Below are 21,822 nucleotides of genomic sequence, written 5' to 3'. Positions count from 1 at the left end.
GGGCTCACACTAACGCTCCTGGTCGTAGGTGCTGTCAGGACCGAAGCCCTGGCCGTTCGTTTCACTGCCTGCGCTGCGTCCGCGCTGGACGCCCCGACGCAGGTTGCTCAGTCGGCCCCGGACATCCTCCGGGGCACGGGAGACCTGGGGGCCTCCCTGCGGGGTCGTTTCCGCGGCGCCCTCCACGAGGTTCGCCTTGGGCACGCGCCGCGGCAGACCGGAAGAGGTGACCCCGCCCGCCTTGGGCTTCCGGAGCTGCGATGCCTGCTGCCACCGCTGGTCGTTCGCGGAGCGCCAGTCGTCGCCCGTCTCCGCGGCCGCCGGCGGCTTCTGCTGACCGGACTGCGGCCGTCCGGCCGTGCCGTTCGCGGCGGAGCCGCGGCGGGGCAGTCCCGCGTCGGTCATCCGGTGGCCTGCGGAAGGGGTCGCTTCCGGCCGGTCGAAGCCTACGCGGTCCTGCTCACTCACGTCAGCGGCCTGCGCGGATTCCGTTTCCGGAGCGTAATCGGCGCGGTAGCCGTTCTGGAAACCGTCCTGCTTCGACCAGTCGTCCTGGTAGGGCGACTGCTGGAAGCCCGCGAAGGTCTCCGACGCGGCGGAGTGGCCCGCGGAGCGGTTCTCCTGATGCGGCTCCGCATAGCCGGACTCCCGGTAACCGTCACCGGACGACGGGAATCCGTCGTTCCCCGGACGGCCGCCGTTCGGCGCGAAGTACTGCTCCTCGTACGACGTCTGCCGGGGCTCCTCGTACGCCGTCTGCTGGTCGTACGCGCCCTGCTGGTCGCCGTAGGAGTGCTGTCCGGTGTCGTACCCGGACTGCCCGTTGTCGTAGCCGGGCCGGGGCGGCTCGAAGCCCTCCTGGTACGCCGTGGCGGAGTCCTGCTCCTCCGGCGGCCTGCTGTGGCCGTGTGTCTGGGCCTCCAGCGCCGCACGGCGCCCCTCGCGCATCAGCGAGCGGCCGACGGGGTCGAGACCGCGCAGGTCGTCCGGGACCTCGGAGTACTGGCTGTCGTCGAAACCCAGTTCCGCGGCCGTCCGCAGCGGCTGCTGCGAGCCGAAGTCCTCGCCCCGGAACTGCTGCTCCGGGATGATCTGCGACACCGTGAAGTCGTCGCGCTCCAGCGGCTGCTCGCCGCCACCGCCATGGGTGATGGCGTCGGGGAGCATGACCAGCGAGGTGGTGCCCGCCTGCTCACCGGAGGGGCGCAGCTGCACCCGGATGCCGTGCCGGTCGGACAGTCGGCCGACCACGAACAGACCCATGCGCTGCGAGATCGCGGCGTCCACGGTCGGCGGGTTGGCCAGCTTGTGGTTGATGTCCGCGAAGTCCTCGGCCGTCAGCCCGATGCCCTTGTCGTGGATCTCGACCATGACCCGGCCGTCGGGCAGACGGGTGGCCGTCACGCGAACCTTGGTCTGCGGCGAGGAGAACGTCGTGGCGTTCTCCAGCAGCTCGGCGAGCAGGTGCACGAGGTCGGTCACGGCACGCCCGTGGATCTCGGCCTCGGGGACACCGGACAGCTCGATGCGCTCGTACTGCTCCACCTCGGAGGAGGCGGCGCGGAGCACGTCGACCAGCGGGACCGGCTGGTCCCAGCGGCGGCCCGGCTCCTCGCCCGCGAGGACGAGGAGGTTCTCGCCGTTGCGCCGCATACGGGTGGCCAGGTGGTCCAGGCGGAAGAGGTTCTCCAGCTGGTCCGGGTCGGCCTCGTTGTTCTCCAGGTCGGTGATCAGGGTCAGCTGGCCCTCGATCAGCGACTGGTTGCGGCGCGAGAGGTTGGTGAAGATCGCGTTGATGTTGCCCCGCAGCAGGGCCTGCTCGGCGGCGAGCCGCACGGCCTCGCGGTGGACCTGGTCGAAGGCGCGGGCGACCTCGCCGATCTCGTCCGTGGTGGCGATCGGGATGGGCGCGACGCGGGTGTCGACCCGGCCCGGGTCGGTCCGGGAGAGCTGGTCGACCAGCATCGGCAGCCGCTGCTCGGCGACACCGAAGGCGGCGTTGCGCAGCTGGCGCATCGAGCGGCTCATCTGGCGGGCCATGAGACCGGCGATGATGAACGCGGCGAGCAGGGCGATGACCACGATGGCGCCGGTGACGAACGCGGACTGCCTGGCGTCGTCGGCGATGCCCGAGGCGTCGGTCACGGCCTTGTCGGCGAGGTTCGACTCGAGCGTGCGGTAGACGTTGTACTTGAGGGTGTTGACCCCCCACCAGTTCTGGGCGGTGATGCCCTGCTGGGCCAGCTCGGCGCGGGCCGTGTCACTGGTGGACTGGACCGTGGCCAGGGCCTGGACCATCTGGTTGGGGTCGGACGGCGGCGGCACATAGGTCTGGTTCTTGGACCGGGCGTCGGCGGCGGCCTGCTCGGCCATGGCCTTGCCGTCGGCCTTCAGCTGCTCCTTGGCCTCGTCCAGCTTGCTGGCGTCCGCCGCGGTACCGCCACCGATGTACTCCTCGACGGCGATGCCCTCGAGGTAGGCGTACGAGGACAGGGCGACGCGCTGCTTGGCGAGGCTGGTGGCGCCGGGGGAGTGCTCGATCAGCATCTGCATGCCGATGGAGCGCTCCAGGGAGAGCGCGGCCTTGGTCAGCGAGATGGCGTAGACCGTACGGCCGTAGCTGGTGATGTTGCCGGTGCCGAGGCCGAGTTCGTTGGCGAACTCCATCAGCGGGTGCGCGACCTCGACATAGCCCTCCTCGGTCTGCACACCGGTGAGCTTGGAGGTGTAGGCGGCCTGGCGCAGGGCCGGCAGCTTGGTTTCAGCCGTGCGGAAGATGGAGAGACGCCGTTCCAGGCCCGCCGTGTGCGGCATGTTCTTCGCGGCCTGGTCGAAGGCGTCGGCGGCCTTGTCGGTGGCGGCGCGGACCTGGCGGACGGTCGGGTTGTTCTGCCCGCCGCTGCCCGGGGTCAGCAGGGGCGCCGCGGAGGCGTCGCGCTCCTGGTAGAGCCGGTCGGCGAGGGACAGCGAGGCCTGTACGAGACGGGCGGTGTTCTCCGCGTCCCGGGCCTGCTGCCAGGTGTCGATGGAGCTCTTCACCTGGAAGCCGCCCATGACCAGGCCGACCAGCACGGGTATGAGCAGAATCGCGTTCAGCCTGGTCGGCACGCGCCAGTTGCGCGGGGAGAAGCGGCTGCCGCTGGGCGGGGTGGCCGTCGGCTCCGGACCGGGCACATGTGCGGGTGCCGCTCCGCGCGGCGGCGGGGTGAAGTTGCCCCGTGCCGACGGCTCGGGACTGTTCTTGCTTCGCCTCACTCGACCAACAACCTCTCGGCGACGGCACCTGCGTCGTGCCGCGGTGTCTCCAGAGCCCTGTCTACGACGTGTACGTCCTCGACCGCTGGGCAGTTCAGGCATTCCAGCACGTCAACCTGCACGATTCCAAACACTCGGAAGGGAAGGTTCCGCCCGGTGTAAGGGCCAGATAAAACGGTCATAAAGAGCGAGCCCCGCCAAAAGGCGGGGCGTTCGTGCGCGCAGCGGCATCGATCGACCGCGACGCGTGGTGGTACCACCGGATTTCTCTGTCGAAACGTTATGAACAGCGGGGCCGACCGTGTCAAACGCCACAGCCGACCCCCGCATACCTACGACAACTGCCGTATGACTAAGTCGACTTGATCTACCTGAGCCGGGCCATCAGGGCATGTTCGACCAATGTGATCAGGGCACTCTTGGCGTCCGCGCGGTGGCGGGCGTCGGTGGTGATGATCGGGGTGTCCGAGCCGATCTGGAGGGCCTCGCGGACCTCCTCCGGGTTGTAGGGCTGGTTGCCGTCGAAGCCGTTGAGGGCGATGACGAAGGGCAGGCCGGAGTTCTCGAAGTAGTCGACGGCGGGGAAGCAGTCGGCGAGGCGGCGGGTGTCGACCAGGACGACGGCGCCGATGGCGCCGCGGACGAGGTCGTCCCACATGAACCAGAAGCGGTCCTGTCCGGGGGTGCCGAACAGGTAGAGGATCAGGTCCTGGTCGAGGGTGATGCGGCCGAAGTCCATGGCCACCGTGGTGGTGGTCTTGTCCCCGGTGTGGGTGAGGTCGTCGATGCCTGCCGAAGCAGACGTCATGACGGCCTCCGTGCGCAGCGGGTTGATCTCCGAGACGGCGCCGACGAACGTGGTCTTGCCCACGCCGAAGCCGCCCGCCACCACGATCTTCGCGGAGGTGGTAGACCGCCCGCTGTCAGAGCTTGCGAAGTCCACTGAGCACCCTTTCGAGCAGTGTCACGTCCGGTGCGCCGCCGTTGCTCTCGTCGCCGCCCGGCTGGTGGATGGCGACAAGGCCGGCTTCCGCGAGATCCGCGACGAGGATCCGGGCCACACCGAGCGGCATGGCGAGCAGCGCCGACACCTCGGCCACCGACTTCACCTCGCGGCACAGGTGGCAGATCCGCTGGTGCTCCGGGAGCAGTCCCATCAGCTGGGCCGGGTCGGCCGTGGTGCTGATCAGGGCCTCGATGGCGAGCTGATAGCGCGGCCTGGTCCGGCCGCCGGTCATCGCGTACGGACGTACCAGCGGCTGGTCGCCCTCGTCCCCGTACGGCTCGGCGTACGGATCATGATGGGCGGTGGGCGGGGTCATGAATCCTCCGGGCGGGACAGCAAGTCGGTCAGTCGTGCCGTCTGACAGGGCCGGTGGGGGGATTGTGGCGGCCGGACGGTGATGTGGTGACGTGGGTGGTGCCAGGACCTATCAGTGGAGCAGACTGCCCTGGAGCTCGGCGCGCAGGTCGGGCGTGAGGACCGCTCCCGCGCGGTCCACCAGGAGCGCCATCTCGTAGCCGACGAGGCCGATGTCGCACTCGGGGTGGGCGAGCACGGCGAGCGACGAGCCGTCCGAGACGGACATCAGGAAGAGGAAGCCGCGCTCCATCTCGACGACCGTCTGCGCCACGGTCCCGCCCTCGAAGATCCGGGAGGCCCCGGCGGTCAGCGAGGTGAGACCGGAGGCCACGGCCGCCAGCTGGTCGGCGCGGTCGCGGGGGAAGCCCTCCGACAGTGCCAGAAGGAGTCCGTCGGCGGACACGACGACGGTGTGGGACACCCCTGGGGTGTTGTCCACGAAGTTGGTGATCAACCAGTTGAGGTTCTGTGCCGCCTGGCTCATCGGGCTCAACTAACGCTCCTGCTGGTGAGTGGGGCTGGGGGAGCTGTCGGTCTGGCCGTTGCCGGCCTGGCGACCCTGAGCGATGCCCCGTCGGAGATTGGTCAGTCGGCCGCGTACGTCGTCGGGCGCACGCGAGACCTGCGGACCGGTGTGGTGCTGTTGCTGCTGAGCGGTGCCCGGCACGAGGTTCGCACGCGGGACCCGGCGCGGCAGGCCGGAGGTGGTGATGCCGCCTGCGGCGGGCTGCCGCACGCGCTCGGCCCGGCGGACCAGTTCGTCGTTCGGCGAGGTCCGCCAGGACGCGTTGGGGGCGGCCGGACGCTGGGCTTCCGGTGCCGTGGGGGACTGCTGCGGGGACGGCGCCTGCTGCTGCGCGGGAGCCTGGCCCTGCTGCTGCCTCTGGCCCTGCTGCTCCTGACCGTGGAACCAGTTGGTCTCCAGCGTGTCGTAGAGCGGGGTGCGGCCGTCACCGGGACCCGGCGCCGGGGGGAGTGCCTCGGGCTCCTGGCGGCGCCCGGGCTGCTGCGGCCGCTGCGGGGCCGGCGGCAGGGAGGCGCCGTAGCCCTCGCCCGGCGCCTGCGGCCGCTCGAACTGGCCCGTGGTGGAGGGGTCCTGGCGGTTTCCGTACCCGGGCGCGGCGAACTGGCCGGTGCCCGAGGGGTCGTAGCCCTGAACCGGGTGCTGACCGGTGGTGGCGGAGTCCTGTCCACGGCCGGGGGCCGGGAACTGGCCGGTGTTCTGCCCCTGCCCCTGGCCCGGTGCCGGGAACTGTCCGGTGTCCTGTCCGTGGCCGGGGGCCGGGTACTGCCCGGTGTCCTGACCGCGACCCGGAACCGGGAACTGGCCCGTGCCCTGGCTCTGGCTCTGACCGTGATTCCGGCCCTGGCCCGGAGCCGGGAACTGGCCGGTGTCCTGGCTGCGGCCGGGGGCCGGGAACTGCCCGGTGTCCTGGCTGCGGCCGGGGGCCGGGAACTGCCCGGTGTCCTGACCGCGGCCGGGCGTCGGGAACTGGCCGGTGTCCTGACCACGACCCGGCACCGGGAACTGCCCGGTGCCCTGCCCCTGGCCGCGTCCCTGTCCCTGGCCCGGTGCCGGGAACTGGCCCGTCGTGGAGCCCTGGTTCGGGTCGGCGAAGATGTCGGGGCGGGCGAACTGGCCGCCGCCCTGCGGGGCGTTGCCGCCCGTCCGCGGGAACTCGGCGGCGGCGCCGGGACCCTGGCGGTCGTCGGACCGCGGGATCGCGGGGGTCGCGCCGGGACCCTGCCGGTCGTCGATACGCGGCATCGGTGAGGTGGAGGACAGGGCGTCCGGCTCCTCGTGGCCGCGCGGGGTGTCCAGCGAGGCACGCGGCACCGACGGCTGCGCGTTCTCGTCGCTCCAGCTCGGGGTGCGCTGCTGGGTGCCGCCGGGCAGCTCGGCCCGTGCACCGCCGCGGCCCGGCAGCTGCGGACGGCGTCGGCCGCCGCGCTCCTTGGGCTGCTTCTGCTGAGGCTGCTGGGACTGCTGAGAAGCGGACTGCTGCTGCGTCTGCTGCTGGGGAGCGTTCCCCGGTGCGCCGCCGCCCTGGCGGGAGCCCGGCTCCGGGAAGGAGCCCGTGCCGAAGGCGTCCGCGCCCGCCGGGGCCGGTCGGCCCGCCTGCGGGGAGCCGCCCTGCGGTCCGCCGGAACGGCCGCCGGGGCCGGTGCCGGGCAGTGCGGCGCGGGGGCCCTGTCCGGCACCCACCTGACCGCGGCCCGGAGCGGCACCGAGACCGCCGGTCGAACCGGTGCCGAAGGAGGAACCGCTCTGCTGGGCCTGGCGACGGGCCGCGGCCGCACCGGCGGCGGCCTGCGCGGCGGCCGGACCGCCCGTGGAGGGCGCACCCGGCTTGCCCGGAGCGGGCTTCTTGCCGCCCTGGGCGACATCGACCGGGAGCATGACCAGCGCGGTCGTACCGCCGGAGTCGGAGGGGCGCAGCTGGATGCGGATGCCGTGGCGCTGCGACAGACGGCCGACCACGAACAGACCCATGCGCCGGGACACCGAGACGTCCACGGTGGGCGGCGCGGCGAGCCGCTCGTTGATCTGGGCCAGGTCCTCGGGGGACAGGCCGATACCGGTGTCGTGGATCTCGATCAGGACCCGGCCGTCGGGCAGGGCGTGACCGGTGACCTTGACCTTGGTCTGCGGCGAGGAGAAGGAGGTGGCGTTCTCCAGCAGCTCGGCGAGGAGGTGCACGAGGTCGTTGACGACCCGGCCGGCCACCTCGGTGCCCGGCACCGAGGCCAGCTCGATGCGCTCGTACTGCTCCACCTCGGACGCGGCGGCGCGGAGCACGTCGACCAGCGGGACCGGGCGGGTCCAGCGTCGGCCGGGCTCCTCACCGGCGAGGACGAGGAGGTTCTCACCGTTACGGCGCATACGCGTCGCGAGGTGGTCGAGCTTGAACAGCGAGGACAGCTGGTCCGGGTCGGCCTCGCGGGACTCCAGTTCGGAGATCAGCGACAGCTGGCGCTGGATCAGACCCTGGGAGCGGCGCGAGAGGTTGGTGAACATCGCGTTGACGTTGCCCCGCAGCAGGGCCTGCTCGGCGGCGAGGCGGACCGCCTCGCGGTGCACGTCGTCGAAGGCCGCGGCCACCTGGCCGATCTCGTCCCGGGAGTGCACACCGACCGACTCGACGGAGGTGTCGACGTCCTGCGGGTCGGACTCGGACAGCTGCTTGACCAGCTCGGGCAGGCGGTCCTGGGCGACCTTGGTCGCGGTCTCCTGGAGCCGCCGCAGCGAGCGGATCATGGAGCGGGCCACCACGAAGGCGCCGACGAGGGAGACACCGAGGACGAGCAGGATCAGCGCACCGGAGATGATCGCCTCGCTCTGCGAGTCGCTCTTCAGTTCGCGGGCCTTCTGCTCCATCTGCTCGAGGAGGGTGCCCTCGATCTTCTTCATCTGCTCGATCTTGGTGGAGTCGTCGTCGACCCAGTCCTTGTACGAGCGCTTGTCCTGGTTGCCCATGCCGGACGAGCTCTTCAGCACGCGGCTGGCGTACTGGTCGGCGGCCTCGATCGTCGGGCTGCCCTGGTCGATCGGCTTCGTCAGGTCCTCGGCGCCGTCGCCGTAGATGCTGCGGAAGCTGTCCAGCTCGGAGTCCTGGCTCTCCAGGGCCGACAGGGCGTACTGCCGGTCGTTCTCGGAGAGCTTGCCGAAGGTGTCGATGTTCGCGGGCAGCGCCGCCGCGATCACCGCACGCTGCATGGAGGCGTACTCCTTGGCGGTGGAGAAGGCCGCCAGGGCGCGGGTGCGCTGGATCATCTCCGGGTTGCTGGTCGCCTCGGCCATGTCCTGGGAGAGGCCGAGCAGCTGGGTGATCAGACGGTGGTAGGACTCGACCGTCTGCGTGGAGTTCTGCGGGTCCTTGTAGGCCGCGGCGCGGATCGCGCTGAGGTTGTTCAGCTCGCTCGCGATGCCGACGACGCTGTCCCGGACACCGGAGAGCTGGCCGTTGTCGGAGGCGTCGCCGATCTCCTGGGTGCCCTCCAGGAAGGAGGAGCGGGCCCGGTTGGTCTTGTCGCGGACGCCCTTGACGGTGTAGTCGCCCGCCGTGGCGCCGTGGGCGAGCGGACCGGCGGACTGGTCGCGCTCCTCCTGGAGCGCGGCGGCCAGCTGGGTCGCCTGCTTGGTCATGTCCGTCAGCAGCTTCATGTTCTCGAGCTGCTGGATCTGGTCCATGTTGTCGCTGATGCGCAGGGCACCGAGCGAGGTGGCCGCGACCACGGGGAGCGCGAGCAGCGACACCAGACGGGTGGAGATGCGCCAGTTGCGCAGTGCCACCCGGGAACCGGCGTCGATGGGCGCGGTCGTTCTGGCCTTGGCCGGTGTCGCGGGGGCCGAGGGGCTCGTGGACGCGCCGGGGCGCCCGGGCCGCTCGGGGCCTCCGCCGACCGCGGCCGGCCCCTGCTTCTGGGCGTGCTGGGGCGAGGAACCGCGGTCGGTCCCGCCGTGCGGCTCCGGCTCCGCCGAAGCACTGCCATCCCTCTTGAAACGTCCCTGCACTAGCGTCGCAACCTCTGGACCAGGCGTCCCTCCGCGTGAGCGGACGGGACGGTGTCGGCGTTGTGAGGGGCGTCCTGAATTACGCCCCCCGGGTGGTCGTGAGTGACCGGCGCTGGCTCCCCTCCCCGCCGCTGCTCGGCGCTGCGTTGCGCCCCTTGCGCGCCGGTGCGATCCCGCGGCGGTCCGTGGAATTCCAGCACAGTGCCGGATCTCCAACAAGGCCAACCGGCGAGGCTGTGACCACTGTGACACCTTGTGAGGGGCGTGTCACCAGCCGTAGAAAGTGATCCCGTACATAACGGGCGTATGCGGACGAGCCCTTGGGGGAGTGCGGGTGTCCCAGTCGCCATGATCAGGAGCGGAATGCAGGGTTCAATCAGGCAATGTCTGTTTTGTGGAGTCGGATAAGCGGCCTGAATTGACCCTTTTGTCAATGCCTCAGTGAGCAAACTCACATGAGGATCACGGCCTCTTCACGCCTTCGGCGGGGAATCGGATGTTTAGCCTGACGCTTTACAGGGATGGCGAATCCGACAACTCGCGCCCCGGCGACGGCCTCCACGGCCTGCCCGGAGCCCCACACGACAAGGTCAACGACACCAGTGAAGACCACGATGATGTTCCGCACGATAGCCAACCCCCGGCGCACGACGCTGGCGCACCTCGCCGACGCCGAAGAGCTCCAGGTCCCGGCTCTCCCGGAACACTCCGTCGACCTTCCCACCCAGACCGCCAATCCCCAGCGCACCATCCTCATGGAGATCCCCGTCCAGGCCGCCGCCGCCCAGTAGCCGGATCCCCGCCACAGAGCAATACGCGCGCCGGGCGCCGTCCGCTCAATCCGCACGCGCCGGGCGCTCAGTCCGCTCGCGCCGTCCGCCCGGTCCAGCCGGGCCGGGCACTGTCCGTCCGGTCCGCCCGCGCCAGGCGCCCGGGACGGGACGGGACGGCCCATGCGCCCGCGGCCCCGGGGCGCCCGCGGTTGTCGCGCGGGGCACCCGCCCCCTCCCGCGTTAGCCTGGAGCGTCAGAATCCAGTCAGCTCAGGTAAGGGGCGCCAGGATCCCGTGCGCATCGCCAGATTCTCCATCGACGGGAACGTCGCCTTCGGCGCGGTCGAGGGTGACAAGCCGGACGAGCTAGTCCTCGACATCATCAAGGGCATCCCCTTCGCGGACTTCGAGCTCTCCGGCACCAAGGTGCCGCTGAGCAAGGTCAGGCTGCTGCCGCCGGTGCTCCCCAACAAGGTCGTGGCCTTCGGCCGCAACTACGCCGAGCACGCGCGCGAACTCGGCCACGAGGTCCCCGAGACCCCGTTCGCCTTCTTCAAGCCCTCCACCTCGGTGATCGGCCCCGGCGACGCGATCGCCCACCCCTCCTTCACCGAGGAGCTGCACCACGAGGCCGAGCTGGCCGTGGTGATCGGCCGTATGTGCCGGGAGGTGCCGCGCGAGCGCGTCAAGGACGTGATCCTCGGCTACACCTGCGCCAACGACATCACCGCGCGCGACGTCCAGCGCCGCGAGAAGCAGTGGGCCCGGGCCAAGGGCTTCGACACCTCCTGCCCCCTCGGCCCCTGGGTGGAGACCGACCTCGACCCGGGCGACCTCACCATCCAGCTCACGGTCAACGGCCAGCAGCGCCAGCTCGGCCGGACGAGCGAGATGATCCACCCGGTCGAGGATCTGATCGTCAACATCTCCGAGGCCATGACGCTGCTCCCCGGCGACGTGATCCTCACGGGCACCCCCGCGGGGGTCGGCCCCCTCAACGTCGGCGACGAGGTCGCCGTCACCATCGAAGGCATCGGCACTCTCACCAACAAGGTGATCAAGCGTGGCTAACGCGAACTCCTCCCAGTCCTCGACCCAGCCCGGACAGGGGGTGCCCCCGCGTGTCCGCTTCTGTCCGTCCCCGACCGGCAACCCCCATGTGGGCCTGGTCCGCACCGCCCTGTTCAACTGGGCGTACGCCCGTCACACCGGCGGTACGTTCGTCTTCCGCATCGAGGACACGGACGCGGCCCGTGACTCGGAGGAGTCCTACCTCCAGCTCCTGGACTCGCTGCGCTGGCTGGGCTTCGACTGGGACGAGGGCCCGGAGATCGGCGGCCCCCACGCGCCGTACCGCCAGTCCCAGCGGATGGACATCTACCAGGACGTCGCCCGCAAGCTCCTGGAGGCCGGGCACGCCTACCGCTGCTACTGCACCACCGAGGAGCTGGACAGCCGCCGCGACGCCGCCCGCGCCGCCGGGAAGCCGTCCGGCTACGACGGGCACTGCCGCGACCTGGGTGCCGAGCAGGTGGCCGCGTACGAGGCCGAGGGCCGGACCCCCATCGTCCGCTTCCGGATGCCCGACGAGACGATCACCTTCACGGACCTGGTCCGCGGCGAGCTGACCTTCACCCCGGAGAACGTGCCGGACTACGGCATCGTCCGGGCCAACGGCGCGCCCCTGTACACCCTGGTGAACCCGGTCGACGACGCCCTGATGGAGATCACCCACGTCCTGCGCGGCGAGGACCTGCTCTCCTCCACCCCCCGCCAGATCGCCCTGTACCGGGCGCTCATCGAGCTGGGCATCGCCAAGTCCGTGCCCGACTTCGGCCACCTGCCGTATGTCATGGGCGAGGGCAACAAGAAGCTGTCCAAGCGGGACCCGCAGTCCTCGCTCAACCTCTACCGCGAGCGCGGCTTCCTGCCGGAGGGCCTGCTCAACTACCTCTCCCTGCTGGGCTGGTCCCTGGCCCCGGACCGGGACATCTTCCCGGTCGAGGAGATGGTCGCCGCCTTCGACATCGCGGACGTCAACCCCAACCCGGCCCGCTTCGACCTCAAGAAGGCCGAGGCGATCAACGCCGACCACATCCGCCTGCTGGACGTGAAGGACTTCACCGAGCGCTGCCGGCCGTGGCTGAAGGCCCCCTCCGCGGCCTGGGCGCCCGAGGACTTCGACGAGGCGAAGTGGCAGGCGATCGCCCCGCACGCGCAGACCCGGGTGAAGGTCCTGTCCGAGATCACGGAGAACGTCGACTTCCTCTTCCTGCCGGAGCCGGTCTTCGACGAGGCCTCCTGGACCAAGGCGATGAAGGAGGGCAGCGACGCCCTGCTGCGCACCGCGCGGGAGAACCTCGACGCGGCGGACTGGACCTCCCCGGAGTCCCTGAAGGACGCCGTGCTGACCGCGGGCGAGGCCCACGGCCTCAAGCTCGGCAAGGCCCAGGCCCCGGTCCGGGTCGCCGTCACCGGCCGCACCGTCGGCCTGCCCCTCTTCGAGTCCCTGGAGGTCCTGGGCAAGGAGCGGACGCTGGCCCGGATCGACGCGGCCCTGGCCCGGCTCGCGGCGTAGGCATCCACCGGGCACCCGCCCGGCCCCGCAGGGCGGCAGCCACCCGGCTGCCGCCCTGCGGCGTTTTCGGCCGGACCCGGGACCCACGGCGCCACCCCGGCGCGCCGCGCACCGGGGTGGCCGCCCACCGGCCGGGTGGTGGCGCCTGCCCCCGTTCGTCTCCCTCGGCCGGGGCGAGGCCGAGCCCTTCACCGTCGGCGCCCCGCTCTCCCGCCACCGCGTCGGCGCGGCAGCGGCCACCCTCACCCGGCCGGACGAGCCACCCTCCGGCAACCCCCACCGCTCACCGTGCCGGACACCGGCGGCCGGGCGGGGCTGCCGTGAGCGCGGGCCGGGGGCTACCGTCGACCCGGGGGCGGTGGGCCCCCGGGACGGAGATGAGCCGCGTGCCGATCAAGGCCGTCGTCTGGGACGTCGACGACACCCTCTTCGACTACACCAGCGCCGATCACGCCGGGATGCGCAAGCACCTGGCCGCCGAGGGCCTGCTCGGCCGGTACGGGAGCGTGGCGGAGGCCCTGGAGCTCTGGCGGCGGGCCACCCACCTCCAGTGGGCCCGACACGCCGCAGGGGAAGTCTCCTTCGAGGGACAGCGCCGGGACCGCGTACGGCTCTTCCTGGAGCGGACGCTGACCGACGACGAGGCGGACGCCTGGTTCGGACGCTATCTGCGTCACTACGAGGCCGCCTGGGCCCTCTTCCCGGACGTCCTGCCCGCCCTGGACGCCCTCGCCGGGGTCTACCGGCACGCCGTGCTCTCGAACTCCAGCATCCATGTCCAGGAGCACAAGCTGCGCGCCCTCGGGGTGCGCGACCGCTTCGAGGCCGTGCTGTGCGCCGCCGAGCTGGGCTTCTCCAAGCCGGACGCCCGGGCGTTCCGCGCCGCCTGCGACGCCCTCGGGCTCGCCCCGCACCAGGTGGCGTACGTCGGGGACCACCCGGAGATCGACGGCCGCGGTGCCGCAGGAGCCGGGATGCTCTCCGTCTGGATCGACCGTGCGGGTGTGCACGCGGTCACCGGCGGACGGCCCGCCGTGGCCGCCGACGGGCCCGGGGGACCGCACCGGATCGCGTCCCTCGGTGAACTCCCCGCGGTCCTCGGCGCGGATACCCGTTTTGGAGCGCCGTCCACCTTCGGGTAATGTTCTTTCTGCGCCGCCGGGGAGCGGGCCGAAAGGCCGGAACCGGAGGCGCAAGCTGAAACTGGGCCCGTCAAGGGCTTGCGTTGCAGTGGCCTATGGTGTAATTGGCAGCACGACTGATTCTGGTTCAGTTAGTCTTGGTTCGAGTCCAGGTAGGCCAGCTCGCAGAGCTTATCTGCGCCCGCGGATCTCATCCGCAAAGCCCCCGTTGTGTAGCGGCCTAGCACGCTGCCCTCTCAAGGCAGTAGCGCCGGTTCGAATCCGGTCGGGGGTACAGATCCTTCCCGCGAGGACAGCCGGGTCGCTCCCGCTGACCTCGATGCAGGATCGCTAGGGCCCCCGTTGTGTAGCGGCCTAGCACGCCGCCCTCTCAAGGCGGTAGCGCCGGTTCGAATCCGGTCGGGGGTACGGTCTGGTCTAAACCACATTGGTCTATGGTGTAATTGGCAGCACGACTGATTCTGGTTCAGTTAGTCTTGGTTCGAGTCCAGGTAGACCAGCTCGGATCTGCGGAAACGCAAGATCCTCGCCCCCGTTGTGTAGCGGCCTAGCACGCCGCCCTCTCAAGGCGGTAGCGCCGGTTCGAATCCGGTCGGGGGTACAGAGTCCGCAGGGCCTTCACTTCGGTGGAGGCCCTGCGGCGTTTCCAACTCCGCCCATCGCGCGGGAACTTCGGCGCCCTGACTGTGACGGGTGCGCCCCGTGCGACAGATGCGCCGGATGTGGCCTCTGGGGAGCCGGGGGAGCCGGGGGAGCCCGGGGGAGTCCGCAGGACGAGGGCGGCGGCACCTGGGCCTCGGGGAAGTCCGCGGGACGAGGGCCTGCCGCGGCGTTGGGGCCGGCCCTCGTCCCCTTCTTCCTCCCCGCCCCGGCGGTCAGCCCGAGCGGCGCAGTGCCTCGGAGAGCCGGGCGGCCGAGTCGATGACCGCCTGGGCGTGCATCCGGCCCGGGTGGCGCGTCAGACGCTCGATCGGCCCGGAGACGGACACCGCAGCCACCACCCGGTTGGAGGGACCGCGCACGGGCGCGGAGACGGACGCCACGCCCGGCTCGCGCTCACCGATGGACTGGGCCCAGCCCCGGCGCCGTACGCCCGACAGGGCCGTCGCCGTGAAGCGGGCGCCCTGAAGACCCCGGTGCAGCCGCTCCGGCTCCTCCCAGGCCATCAGGATCTGCGCCGAGGAGCCCGCCTTCATCGTCAGGGTGGAACCCACCGGCACCGTGTCCCGCAGGCCGGACAGGCGCTCCGCGGCGGCGACGCAGATGCGCATGTCCCCCTGGCGGCGGTAGAGCTGCGCGCTCTCGCCCGTGACGTCCCGCAGATGGGTCAGCACCGGCCCCGCCGTCGCCAGCAGGCGGTCCTCGCCCGCCGCCGCGGCCAGCTCGGCCAGCCGGGGGCCGAGGATGAAACGGCCCTGCATGTCGCGCGCCACCATGCGGTGGTGTTCCAGTGCCACGGCCAGGCGGTGGGCCGTGGGTCGTGCCAGTCCGGTGGCGCCGACCAGACCCGCGAGGGTGGCCGGACCGGACTCCAGAGCGCTCAGGACGAGGGCCGCCTTGTCCAGAACGCCGACGCCGCTACTGTTGTCCATGCAACGATACTCACGTCTCACTCTGTGAAACGCAAGTTCAATTTTCCCAGGAACCCGCCACTCTGGAGTCATGGCGGCCCGCTGACCGACGGGCCCGGCGGCACGCGCCCGGGACCCGGGGCACCGGGCGCCGCCACCCCAGGATCTCTAGTTGGGCCGGCGCACTCCTTGCCCCGGCCGGAGGGAAAGCGATGGGTAGGACACTCGCGGAGAAGGTCTGGGACGACCATGTCGTCCGGCGCGCCGAGGGCGAGCCCGACCTCCTCTACATCGATCTGCACCTGCTGCACGAGGTGACCAGCCCGCAGGCCTTCGACGGACTGCGCAAGAACGGGCGCCGGGTGCGCAGGCTCGACCTCACCATCGCGACCGAGGACCACAACACCCCCACCCTCGACATCGACAAGCCCATCGCCGACCCGGTCTCCCGCGCCCAGCTGGAGACGCTGCGCAAGAACTGCGCGGACTTCGGCGTCCGGCTGCACCCCCTGGGCGACGCCGAGCAGGGCGTCGTGCACGTCGTCGGCCCCCAGCTGGGCCTGACCCAGCCGGGCACCACCGTGGTCTGCGGCGACTCCCACACCTCCACGCACGGCGCCTTCGGCGCGCTGGCCTTCGGCATCGGCACCTCCCAGGTCGAGCATGTGCTCGCCACCCAGACGCTGCCGATGGCCCGCCCCAAGACCATGGCGATCACGGTCGACGGCGAGCTGCCGGAGGGCGTCACCGCCAAGGACCTGATCCTCGCGATCATCGCCAGGATCGGCACCGGCGGCGGCCAGGGGTACATCCTGGAGTACCGCGGCCCGGCCATCGAGAAGCTCTCGATGGAGGCCCGGATGACCATCTGCAACATGTCCATCGAGGCCGGTGCCCGCGCGGGCATGATCGCCCCCGACGAGACCACCTTCGCCTACCTCAAGGACCGCCCGCACGCCCCCGAGGGCGCCGACTGGGACGCCGCGGTCGCGTACTGGAAGACGCTGCGGACCGACGACGACGCGGAGTTCGACGCCGAGGTCCGGATCGACGCCGCCGCGCTCTCCCCGTTCGTCACCTGGGGCACCAACCCGGGCCAGGGCGCTCCGCTTTCGGCCGCCGTCCCCGATCCGGCGTCGTACGAGGATGCATCTGAGCGCCTGGCCGCCGAAAAGGCCCTGGAGTACATGGGGTTGGCCGCCGGGCAGCCGCTGCGCTCCATCGCGGTGGACACCGTCTTCGTGGGCTCCTGCACCAACGGCCGCATCGAGGACCTGCGCGCCGCCGCCGAGATCCTCAAGGAGCGCAAAGTCGCCGACGGCGTACGCATGCTGGTCGTCCCGGGCTCCGTGCGGGTGGGCCTCCAGGCCGTCTCCGAGGGGCTGGACGCGGTCTTCAAGGAGGCCGGGGCCGAATGGCGGCACGCGGGCTGTTCGATGTGCCTCGGCATGAACCCCGACCAGCTGGCCCCGGGTGAGCGCTCCGCGTCCACCTCCAACCGCAACTTCGAGGGCAGGCAGGGCAAGGGCGGCCGTACGCACCTGGTGTCGCCGCAGGTCGCCGCCGCGACGGCGGTCCTGGGCCACCTGGCGTCCCCCGCCGACCTGTCCGCCGCCGACACTCGTACGCCCGCTGGAGTCTGAGCAGCCATGGAAGCATTCACCACCCACACCGGCCGGGCCGTCCCGCTGCGCCGCAGCAACGTCGACACCGACCAGATCATCCCGGCCCACTGGCTCAAGAAGGTGACCCGCGACGGCTTCGAGGACGGGCTGTTCGAGGCCTGGCGCAGGGACCCGGAATTCGTGCTGAACCGGCCCGAGCGGCAGGGCGCCACCGTCCTGGTCGCCGGTCCCGACTTCGGTACCGGCTCTTCCCGCGAGCACGCCGTCTGGGCGCTCCAGAACTACGGCTTCAAGGCGGTCGTCTCCTCCCGCTTCGCCGATATCTTCCGGGGCAACTCGCTCAAGAACGGCCTGCTCACGGTCGTGCTGGAGCAGAAGATCGTGGACGCGCTGTGGGAGCTGACCGAACGGGACCCCGAGGCCGGGATCACCGTCGACCTCCAGGCCCGCGAGGTGCGCGCCGAGGGCATCACCGCCCCCTTCGAGCTGGACGAGAACTCCCGCTGGCGGCTGCTGAACGGCCTGGACGACATCTCCCTCACCCTCCGGGAGGAGGGCGACATCGCGGCCTACGAGTCCGCGCGCCCCGCACACAAGCCGCGCACGCTCCACAGCTGACTCCGGGCCCGGCCGCAAGGGCTGGTTTCGGCCATTGCAACACCTGTCTGTACCCCCAATCGTGGACGGTTGGGGGTACAGCCGTTTCTGCCTCCGGGCGGGTCCGGTGCGCCTCCTCCGAGGGCGTCAACTCGGGCAGTTACAAAGGTCATTGCGGGGGTACCTGCCGTCCGGCGGCACTCTCCGCCGGGCCCCGGGGAAGGCCGCGGAGAGGCGGCAGTTGCCCCCAGCGCGGGCGACAACTCGCCCCAGATGGCACAATCTGTGCATGGACAACGACGGCCAACTCGAGCTCTATACGGCGGTCGCGGCCCAACTCAAGGAAGCGCACTCCCGAGTGCGCGCACTGCAAGTCCCGGAGGGCGTACGGATGGCGCTGACCCGGAAGCTGCTGGTCATTACGGCCGCGGCCAAGCACGATCCCGCCGAAGCGGCCAGGCGTCTCAAGCGGTTCACGAGCGACCTCGACCAGGGGCGAATCCCCGAAGAGGAACTCTGAAGCGGCCGAGTCGGTTGCGGCACAAGGGTGATTAGCCCGTTTCGTGTTTGATTTGCGGTATATATCTGCCTAACGTGCGAAAAAGCTTGAACACTTTCGTTCTGGCGATGTCTCCGAAGGGGAAGACGTGAACAAGGCGCAGCTCGTAGAAGCGATTGCCGACAAGATGGGCGGTCGCCAGCAGGCCGCCGATGCTGTCGACGCGGTCCTGGACGCCATCGTCCGCGCGGTCGTCGGAGGCGACCGGGTCTCGGTCACCGGCTTCGGTTCGTTCGAGAAGGTGGAGCGTCCTGCCCGGTATGCCCGCAACCCCCAGACGGGCGAGCGGGTTCGGGTCAAGAAGACCTCCGTCCCGCGCTTCCGCGCAGGTCAGGGCTTCAAGGACCTGGTCAGCGGCACCAAGAAGCTGCCGCGCGGCGGCGAGGTCTCCGTGAAGAAGGCGCCCAAGGGCAGCCTCACCGGCGGTGCCGCGGCGACGGTGAAGAAGGCGGCGGCCAAGAAGACCACCGCCAAGAAGGCCGCGGCGAAGAAGACCACCGCGGCGGCGAAGAAGACCACCGCGAAGAAGACCACCGCCAAGAAGACCACCGCGACGGCGAAGAAGACCACGGCGAAGAAGACCACCGCGGCCGCGAAGAAGACCACGGCGAAGAAGACCACCGCGAAGAAGGCCGCGGCCAAGAAGGCCCCGGCGAAGAAGGCCCCCGCCAAGAAGGCCGCGGGACGGAAGACCACCGCCAAGAAGACCACCGCCCGCCGCTAAACGGGGCGCACAGGGTTACTCACGCGCCGGGCCGGGCTCCCCTGGGGAGCCCGGCCCGCGGTGTGTCCGGGGTCCGGAGGGGCCGTACGCCGCGGACGGCCCGGAGATGTCAGAAGGTCTGGAGGGTCACCAGCGTGATCCGCCGGGCCCCGCCCTCGCCCTCCGTCTCGATCCGCACCCGCTGCCCCGGCCGCAGCAGCCTGAGGCCGCCCGCGTCGAACGCGGGAGCGTCGAAGGGCAGGGGAGTGCCGTCGTCGAGCAGCACCTGACCGGTGCGGGTCTCGGAGTCGTAGGTGTACGCGGTGGCCTGCATGACGGCAGCCTACCGACCGGCCCGCGCCCCTTTCCGCGACGGCCGGACTCGACGTACCGGGACCGGAAGGTTCCGAAAGAAAAGCCCTAGCCGCCCGACTGGCCGGGGATCAGCAGCCGGGCCGCCGCCGCGGCCGTGCGGGGGCCGACGCCCAGGGCCAGTGCCGCCCGCAGATCGTCGCCGGTGTCCACGTCCTGGCGTACGGAGTCCACCGCGTCGAGGGCGATTTCCACCGCACCCGAGGCGCGGTGCCGGGCCCGCGAATCGATGCCGAAAGCTGGCCGCAATTCCCGTCCGGGACCCGCGGCCAGCAGCGTGGTACCGATTCCGGCGGCATCGGGCAGAAAAGCACGCGGAAATTCGGCGGCCGCGTCGAGGACCCGCGCCAATTCCGCCGGGCGCAGCGCGGGGAGATCGGCGTTGAGCGCCGCCACCGCGGCCGCGGGCCGGGGCCCCCGCACCTCGGCCGCCCCGAGGGCCAGCGCGGCGTTCAGGCCGTCCGCCGCCCCGTCCGGGACGATCCGGGCCCCGAGGACCGCCAGCTCCCGCGCGGCGAGCGGGTCCCCCGTGACGACCGCCACATCGGACACCGCGGCGCAGTCGAGCGCCGCGGCCACCGTGTCCTGGGCGAAGGCGAGGGCGAGCCCCGGGCGCAGACCGTCCGCCGCGGTGTCCGCGAGCCTGCTCTTGGCCCGCGCCAGGGCCTTGAGAGGTACGACCACAGTCCACTGCACGAGTGCTCCGTCCCTGTTGTGGCGCGTCCATTGTCCCCCGGATCCTCGCGGGTCCCCGGGCGGCCCGGGCGGCGACCGGGGCGTGGAAATGGTGTGCGAAGCCCCACGCGAGGGCCATGCGCCGAGACGGGCGGGCGTACGGTGTTCTCGACAGACGTGCGACCCGGAGCGACACTTGTGCGGCCCAGGGGCCCCGAGCCCCGGGCCCGATGTCCGGGTTCCAAGAGGAAGGTGTCCGCGTGCCCCGCCGCAGAATCGGCTTCTGGTACCGCTTCGCAGCGGTCCTGTGCAAACCGCCGCTGGTGGTTCTGCTCAAGCGGGACTGGCGCGGAATGGAGAACATTCCGGCGGACGGCGGATTTATCACGGTGGTGAACCACAATTCACACGTGGATCCGTTCGCCTACGCCCACTACCAGTACAACACCGGGCGCGTTCCCCGTTTCCTCGCCAAGAGCGGACTTTTCAAGAAGGGATTCGTCGGCGCCGCGATGCGCGGCACCGGCCAGATCCCCGTCTACCGCGAGACCACGGACGCCCTCAGCGCGTTCCGGGCCGCGATCGCCGCGGTGGAGCGCGGCGAGTGCGTCGCCTTCTATCCGGAGGGCACCCTCACCCGGGACCCGGCGCTCTGGCCGATGACCGGCAAGACCGGTGCGGCCCGCGTCGCGCTGGAGACCAGGTGCCCGGTGATCCCGGTCGCGCAGTGGGGAGCCAACGAGCTGCTGCCGCCGTACGCCAAGAAGCCCCATCTGTTCCCGCGCAAGACCCACCAGGTGCTGGCGGGCCCGCCCGTGGACCTCACCCGCTTCTACGGCCGGGAGATGTCCCCCGAACTCCTCAAGGAGGCGACGGAGGTCATCATGGCCGCCATCACCCGCCACCTGGAGGAGATCCGTGGCGAGAAGGCGCCCGAGCAGCGGTACGACCCGCGTGAGGTCCGCATCCAGCAGCGCCGTCGCAGTGCCGCGCAGGAGAAAACGCGTGAGAAGGAGGGGCAGGGCAAGTGAGCAAGCCGGTCAAGGCGGCGGTGTTCGGGACCGGATCGTGGGGGACGGCCTTCGGCATGGTGCTCGCCGACGCCGGGTGCGACGTCACCCTGTGGGCGCGCCGCCCCGGACTCGTCGAGGCGGTCAACTCCACCCGTACGAACCCGGACTACCTGCCGGGCGTCGAACTGCCTGAGAACCTCAGGGCCACCACGGACGCGGCCGAGGCCGCCCGGGACGCCGACTTCGCGATACTCGCGATCCCCTCGCAGACCCTGCGCGGGAATCTCGCCGAGTGGGCGCCGCTGCTGGCGCCCCACACGATCCTCGTCTCCCTGATGAAGGGCGTCGAACTCGGCTCCGCCATGCGGATGAGCGAGGTCGTCGAGGACGTCGCCAAGGTCGGCCCGGAACGCGTCGCCGTCGTCACCGGGCCCAATCTGGCCCGGGAGATCGCCGCCCGGATGCCGGCCGCCGCGGTGGTCGCCTGCACGGACGAGACGGTCGCCCGGCGCCTCCAGGCCGTCTGCCACACGCCGTACTTCCGGCCGTACACCAACACCGACGTGGTGGGCTGCGAACTCGGCGGCGCGGTCAAGAACGTCATCGGTCTCGCGGTCGGCATCGCCGACGGCATGGGGCTCGGCGACAACGCCAAGGGCTCCCTCATCACCCGCGGGCTCGCCGAGACCACCCGGCTCGGACTGGCCATGGGCGCCGACCCGCTGACCTTCTCCGGGCTCGCGGGCCTCGGCGACCTGGTGGCCACCTGCTCCTCGCCGCTGTCCCGCAACCACACCTTCGGCACCAACCTGGGCAAGGGCATGACGCTGGAGGAGACCATCGCGGTCACCCGGCAGACCGCCGAGGGCGTCAAGTCCTGTGAGTCGGTGCTGGATCTGGCCCGCAGGCACGGCGTCGACATGCCGATCACGGAGACGGTCGTCGACATCGTGCACGAGGGGAAGCCTCCGGTGGTCGCCCTCAAGGAGCTGATGTCGCGCAGCGCGAAGCCCGAGCGACGCTGAGCGACCCGGCCGGGGGACGCTGTATCGCGCCACTACCACCGGGTACTCTCATCGCG

Annotated in this window: 18 protein-coding genes and 5 tRNA genes; 15 read left to right on the top strand and 8 right to left on the bottom strand. The window is 71.1% G+C overall.

Features of this window, described 5'->3' with window-relative positions; translation table 11 throughout:
- Window positions 1–9 precede the first annotated feature (9 nt).
- The 5 genes from ACIHAA_RS17130 to ACIHAA_RS17110 all read right to left on the bottom strand — a co-directional run bounded on the left by ACIHAA_RS17130 (window position 10) and on the right by ACIHAA_RS17110 (window position 9,134).
- On the bottom strand, window positions 10–3,255 hold the full coding sequence (locus ACIHAA_RS17130; protein ID WP_399817794.1) for a nitrate- and nitrite sensing domain-containing protein: 3,246 nt from the start codon (window positions 3,253–3,255) through the stop codon (window positions 10–12).
- Window positions 3,256–3,622: 367 nt separating this feature from the next.
- Window positions 3,623–4,198, bottom strand: a complete 576-nt coding sequence (locus ACIHAA_RS17125; protein ID WP_399817791.1) for a GTP-binding protein — start codon at window positions 4,196–4,198, stop codon at window positions 3,623–3,625.
- Entirely contained in the window at window positions 4,179–4,577 is a 399-nt protein-coding gene (locus ACIHAA_RS17120; RefSeq protein WP_399817789.1) for a DUF742 domain-containing protein, read from the bottom strand. The genes ACIHAA_RS17125 and ACIHAA_RS17120 overlap by 20 nt, the downstream gene beginning before the upstream one ends.
- A gap of 111 nt (window positions 4,578–4,688) precedes the next feature.
- Window positions 4,689–5,102, bottom strand: a complete 414-nt coding sequence (locus tag ACIHAA_RS17115; protein ID WP_311695124.1) for a roadblock/LC7 domain-containing protein — start codon at window positions 5,100–5,102, stop codon at window positions 4,689–4,691.
- Between the two features lie 9 nt (window positions 5,103–5,111).
- Window positions 5,112–9,134, bottom strand: a complete 4,023-nt coding sequence (locus ACIHAA_RS17110; protein WP_399817787.1) for a nitrate- and nitrite sensing domain-containing protein — start codon at window positions 9,132–9,134, stop codon at window positions 5,112–5,114.
- 602 nt (window positions 9,135–9,736) lie between these two features.
- On the opposite strand from ACIHAA_RS17110, the gene ACIHAA_RS17105 reads away from it, so the two are divergent.
- The 9 genes from ACIHAA_RS17105 to ACIHAA_RS17065 all read left to right on the top strand — a co-directional run bounded on the left by ACIHAA_RS17105 (window position 9,737) and on the right by ACIHAA_RS17065 (window position 14,227).
- A complete protein-coding gene (locus ACIHAA_RS17105; RefSeq protein ID WP_399817785.1) occupies window positions 9,737–9,925 on the top strand; it encodes a hypothetical protein in 189 nt (62 codons plus the stop codon).
- 275 nt (window positions 9,926–10,200) lie between these two features.
- Complete coding sequence (locus tag ACIHAA_RS17100) at window positions 10,201–10,977, top strand: fumarylacetoacetate hydrolase family protein (protein ID WP_399817783.1); 777 nt, start codon at window positions 10,201–10,203, stop codon at window positions 10,975–10,977.
- On the top strand, window positions 10,970–12,484 hold the full coding sequence (gene gltX / locus ACIHAA_RS17095) for a glutamate--tRNA ligase (RefSeq protein WP_399817781.1): 1,515 nt from the start codon (window positions 10,970–10,972) through the stop codon (window positions 12,482–12,484). The genes ACIHAA_RS17100 and gltX overlap by 8 nt, the downstream gene beginning before the upstream one ends.
- A gap of 377 nt (window positions 12,485–12,861) precedes the next feature.
- Window positions 12,862–13,626 carry an HAD family hydrolase gene (locus ACIHAA_RS17090; protein ID WP_399817779.1) on the top strand — a complete coding sequence of 255 codons (765 nt, stop codon included), beginning with the start codon at window positions 12,862–12,864 and terminating at the stop codon, window positions 13,624–13,626.
- A gap of 89 nt (window positions 13,627–13,715) precedes the next feature.
- Window positions 13,716–13,787 (top strand) — tRNA-Gln (locus ACIHAA_RS17085).
- A 40-nt stretch (window positions 13,788–13,827) separates the two neighbouring features.
- Window positions 13,828–13,900 (top strand) — tRNA-Glu (locus ACIHAA_RS17080).
- 61 nt (window positions 13,901–13,961) lie between these two features.
- Window positions 13,962–14,034: transfer RNA gene (locus tag ACIHAA_RS17075), tRNA-Glu, on the top strand.
- A gap of 20 nt (window positions 14,035–14,054) precedes the next feature.
- Window positions 14,055–14,126 (top strand) — tRNA-Gln (locus tag ACIHAA_RS17070).
- 28 nt (window positions 14,127–14,154) lie between these two features.
- Window positions 14,155–14,227, top strand: a tRNA-Glu gene (locus tag ACIHAA_RS17065).
- Window positions 14,228–14,501: 274 nt separating this feature from the next.
- On the opposite strand, the gene ndgR is transcribed toward ACIHAA_RS17065, so the two are convergent.
- Window positions 14,502–15,218, bottom strand: a complete 717-nt coding sequence (gene ndgR / locus ACIHAA_RS17060) for an IclR family transcriptional regulator NdgR (protein ID WP_399817776.1) — start codon at window positions 15,216–15,218, stop codon at window positions 14,502–14,504.
- Window positions 15,219–15,409: 191 nt separating this feature from the next.
- Here ndgR and leuC point away from each other — a divergent pair, with 191 nt between their 5' ends.
- From leuC to ACIHAA_RS17040, 4 genes are all read left to right on the top strand, one after another.
- A complete protein-coding gene (gene leuC / locus ACIHAA_RS17055) occupies window positions 15,410–16,840 on the top strand; it encodes a 3-isopropylmalate dehydratase large subunit (protein WP_399817774.1) in 1,431 nt (476 codons plus the stop codon).
- Between the two features lie 6 nt (window positions 16,841–16,846).
- Window positions 16,847–17,440 (top strand): 3-isopropylmalate dehydratase small subunit, encoded by a 594-nt coding sequence (gene leuD / locus ACIHAA_RS17050; protein WP_399817772.1) that lies wholly within the window; start codon window positions 16,847–16,849, stop codon window positions 17,438–17,440.
- Window positions 17,441–17,708: 268 nt separating this feature from the next.
- Complete coding sequence (locus ACIHAA_RS17045) at window positions 17,709–17,939, top strand: hypothetical protein (RefSeq protein WP_399817770.1); 231 nt, start codon at window positions 17,709–17,711, stop codon at window positions 17,937–17,939.
- A gap of 127 nt (window positions 17,940–18,066) precedes the next feature.
- Window positions 18,067–18,702: an HU family DNA-binding protein gene (locus ACIHAA_RS17040; protein WP_399817768.1), complete on the top strand. Its 636-nt coding sequence runs from the start codon at window positions 18,067–18,069 to the stop codon at window positions 18,700–18,702.
- Between the two features lie 109 nt (window positions 18,703–18,811).
- On the opposite strand, the gene ACIHAA_RS17035 is transcribed toward ACIHAA_RS17040, so the two are convergent.
- A complete protein-coding gene (locus ACIHAA_RS17035) occupies window positions 18,812–19,015 on the bottom strand; it encodes a hypothetical protein (RefSeq protein WP_399817766.1) in 204 nt (67 codons plus the stop codon).
- Between the two features lie 86 nt (window positions 19,016–19,101).
- A complete protein-coding gene (cofC, locus tag ACIHAA_RS17030; RefSeq protein ID WP_399817764.1) occupies window positions 19,102–19,749 on the bottom strand; it encodes a 2-phospho-L-lactate guanylyltransferase in 648 nt (215 codons plus the stop codon).
- Window positions 19,750–19,988: 239 nt separating this feature from the next.
- Here cofC and ACIHAA_RS17025 point away from each other — a divergent pair, with 239 nt between their 5' ends.
- Window positions 19,989–20,759, top strand: a complete 771-nt coding sequence (locus ACIHAA_RS17025; RefSeq protein WP_399817762.1) for a lysophospholipid acyltransferase family protein — start codon at window positions 19,989–19,991, stop codon at window positions 20,757–20,759.
- The gene (locus ACIHAA_RS17020) at window positions 20,756–21,766 is read left to right on the top strand and encodes an NAD(P)H-dependent glycerol-3-phosphate dehydrogenase (RefSeq protein WP_399817760.1); all 1,011 of its coding nucleotides are present in this window, start codon (window positions 20,756–20,758) and stop codon (window positions 21,764–21,766) included. Before ACIHAA_RS17025 ends, ACIHAA_RS17020 begins: the two co-directional genes overlap by 4 nt.
- The last annotated feature ends 56 nt before the right edge of the window (window positions 21,767–21,822 follow it).

Source organism: Streptomyces sp. NPDC052040, from assembly GCF_044548405.1.
In the GTDB taxonomy this organism is placed as follows: domain Bacteria; phylum Actinomycetota; class Actinomycetes; order Streptomycetales; family Streptomycetaceae; genus Streptomyces.
The sequence above is the reverse complement of the archived record's forward strand: the minus strand, read 5'-3'. Positions and strand labels throughout refer to the sequence as shown.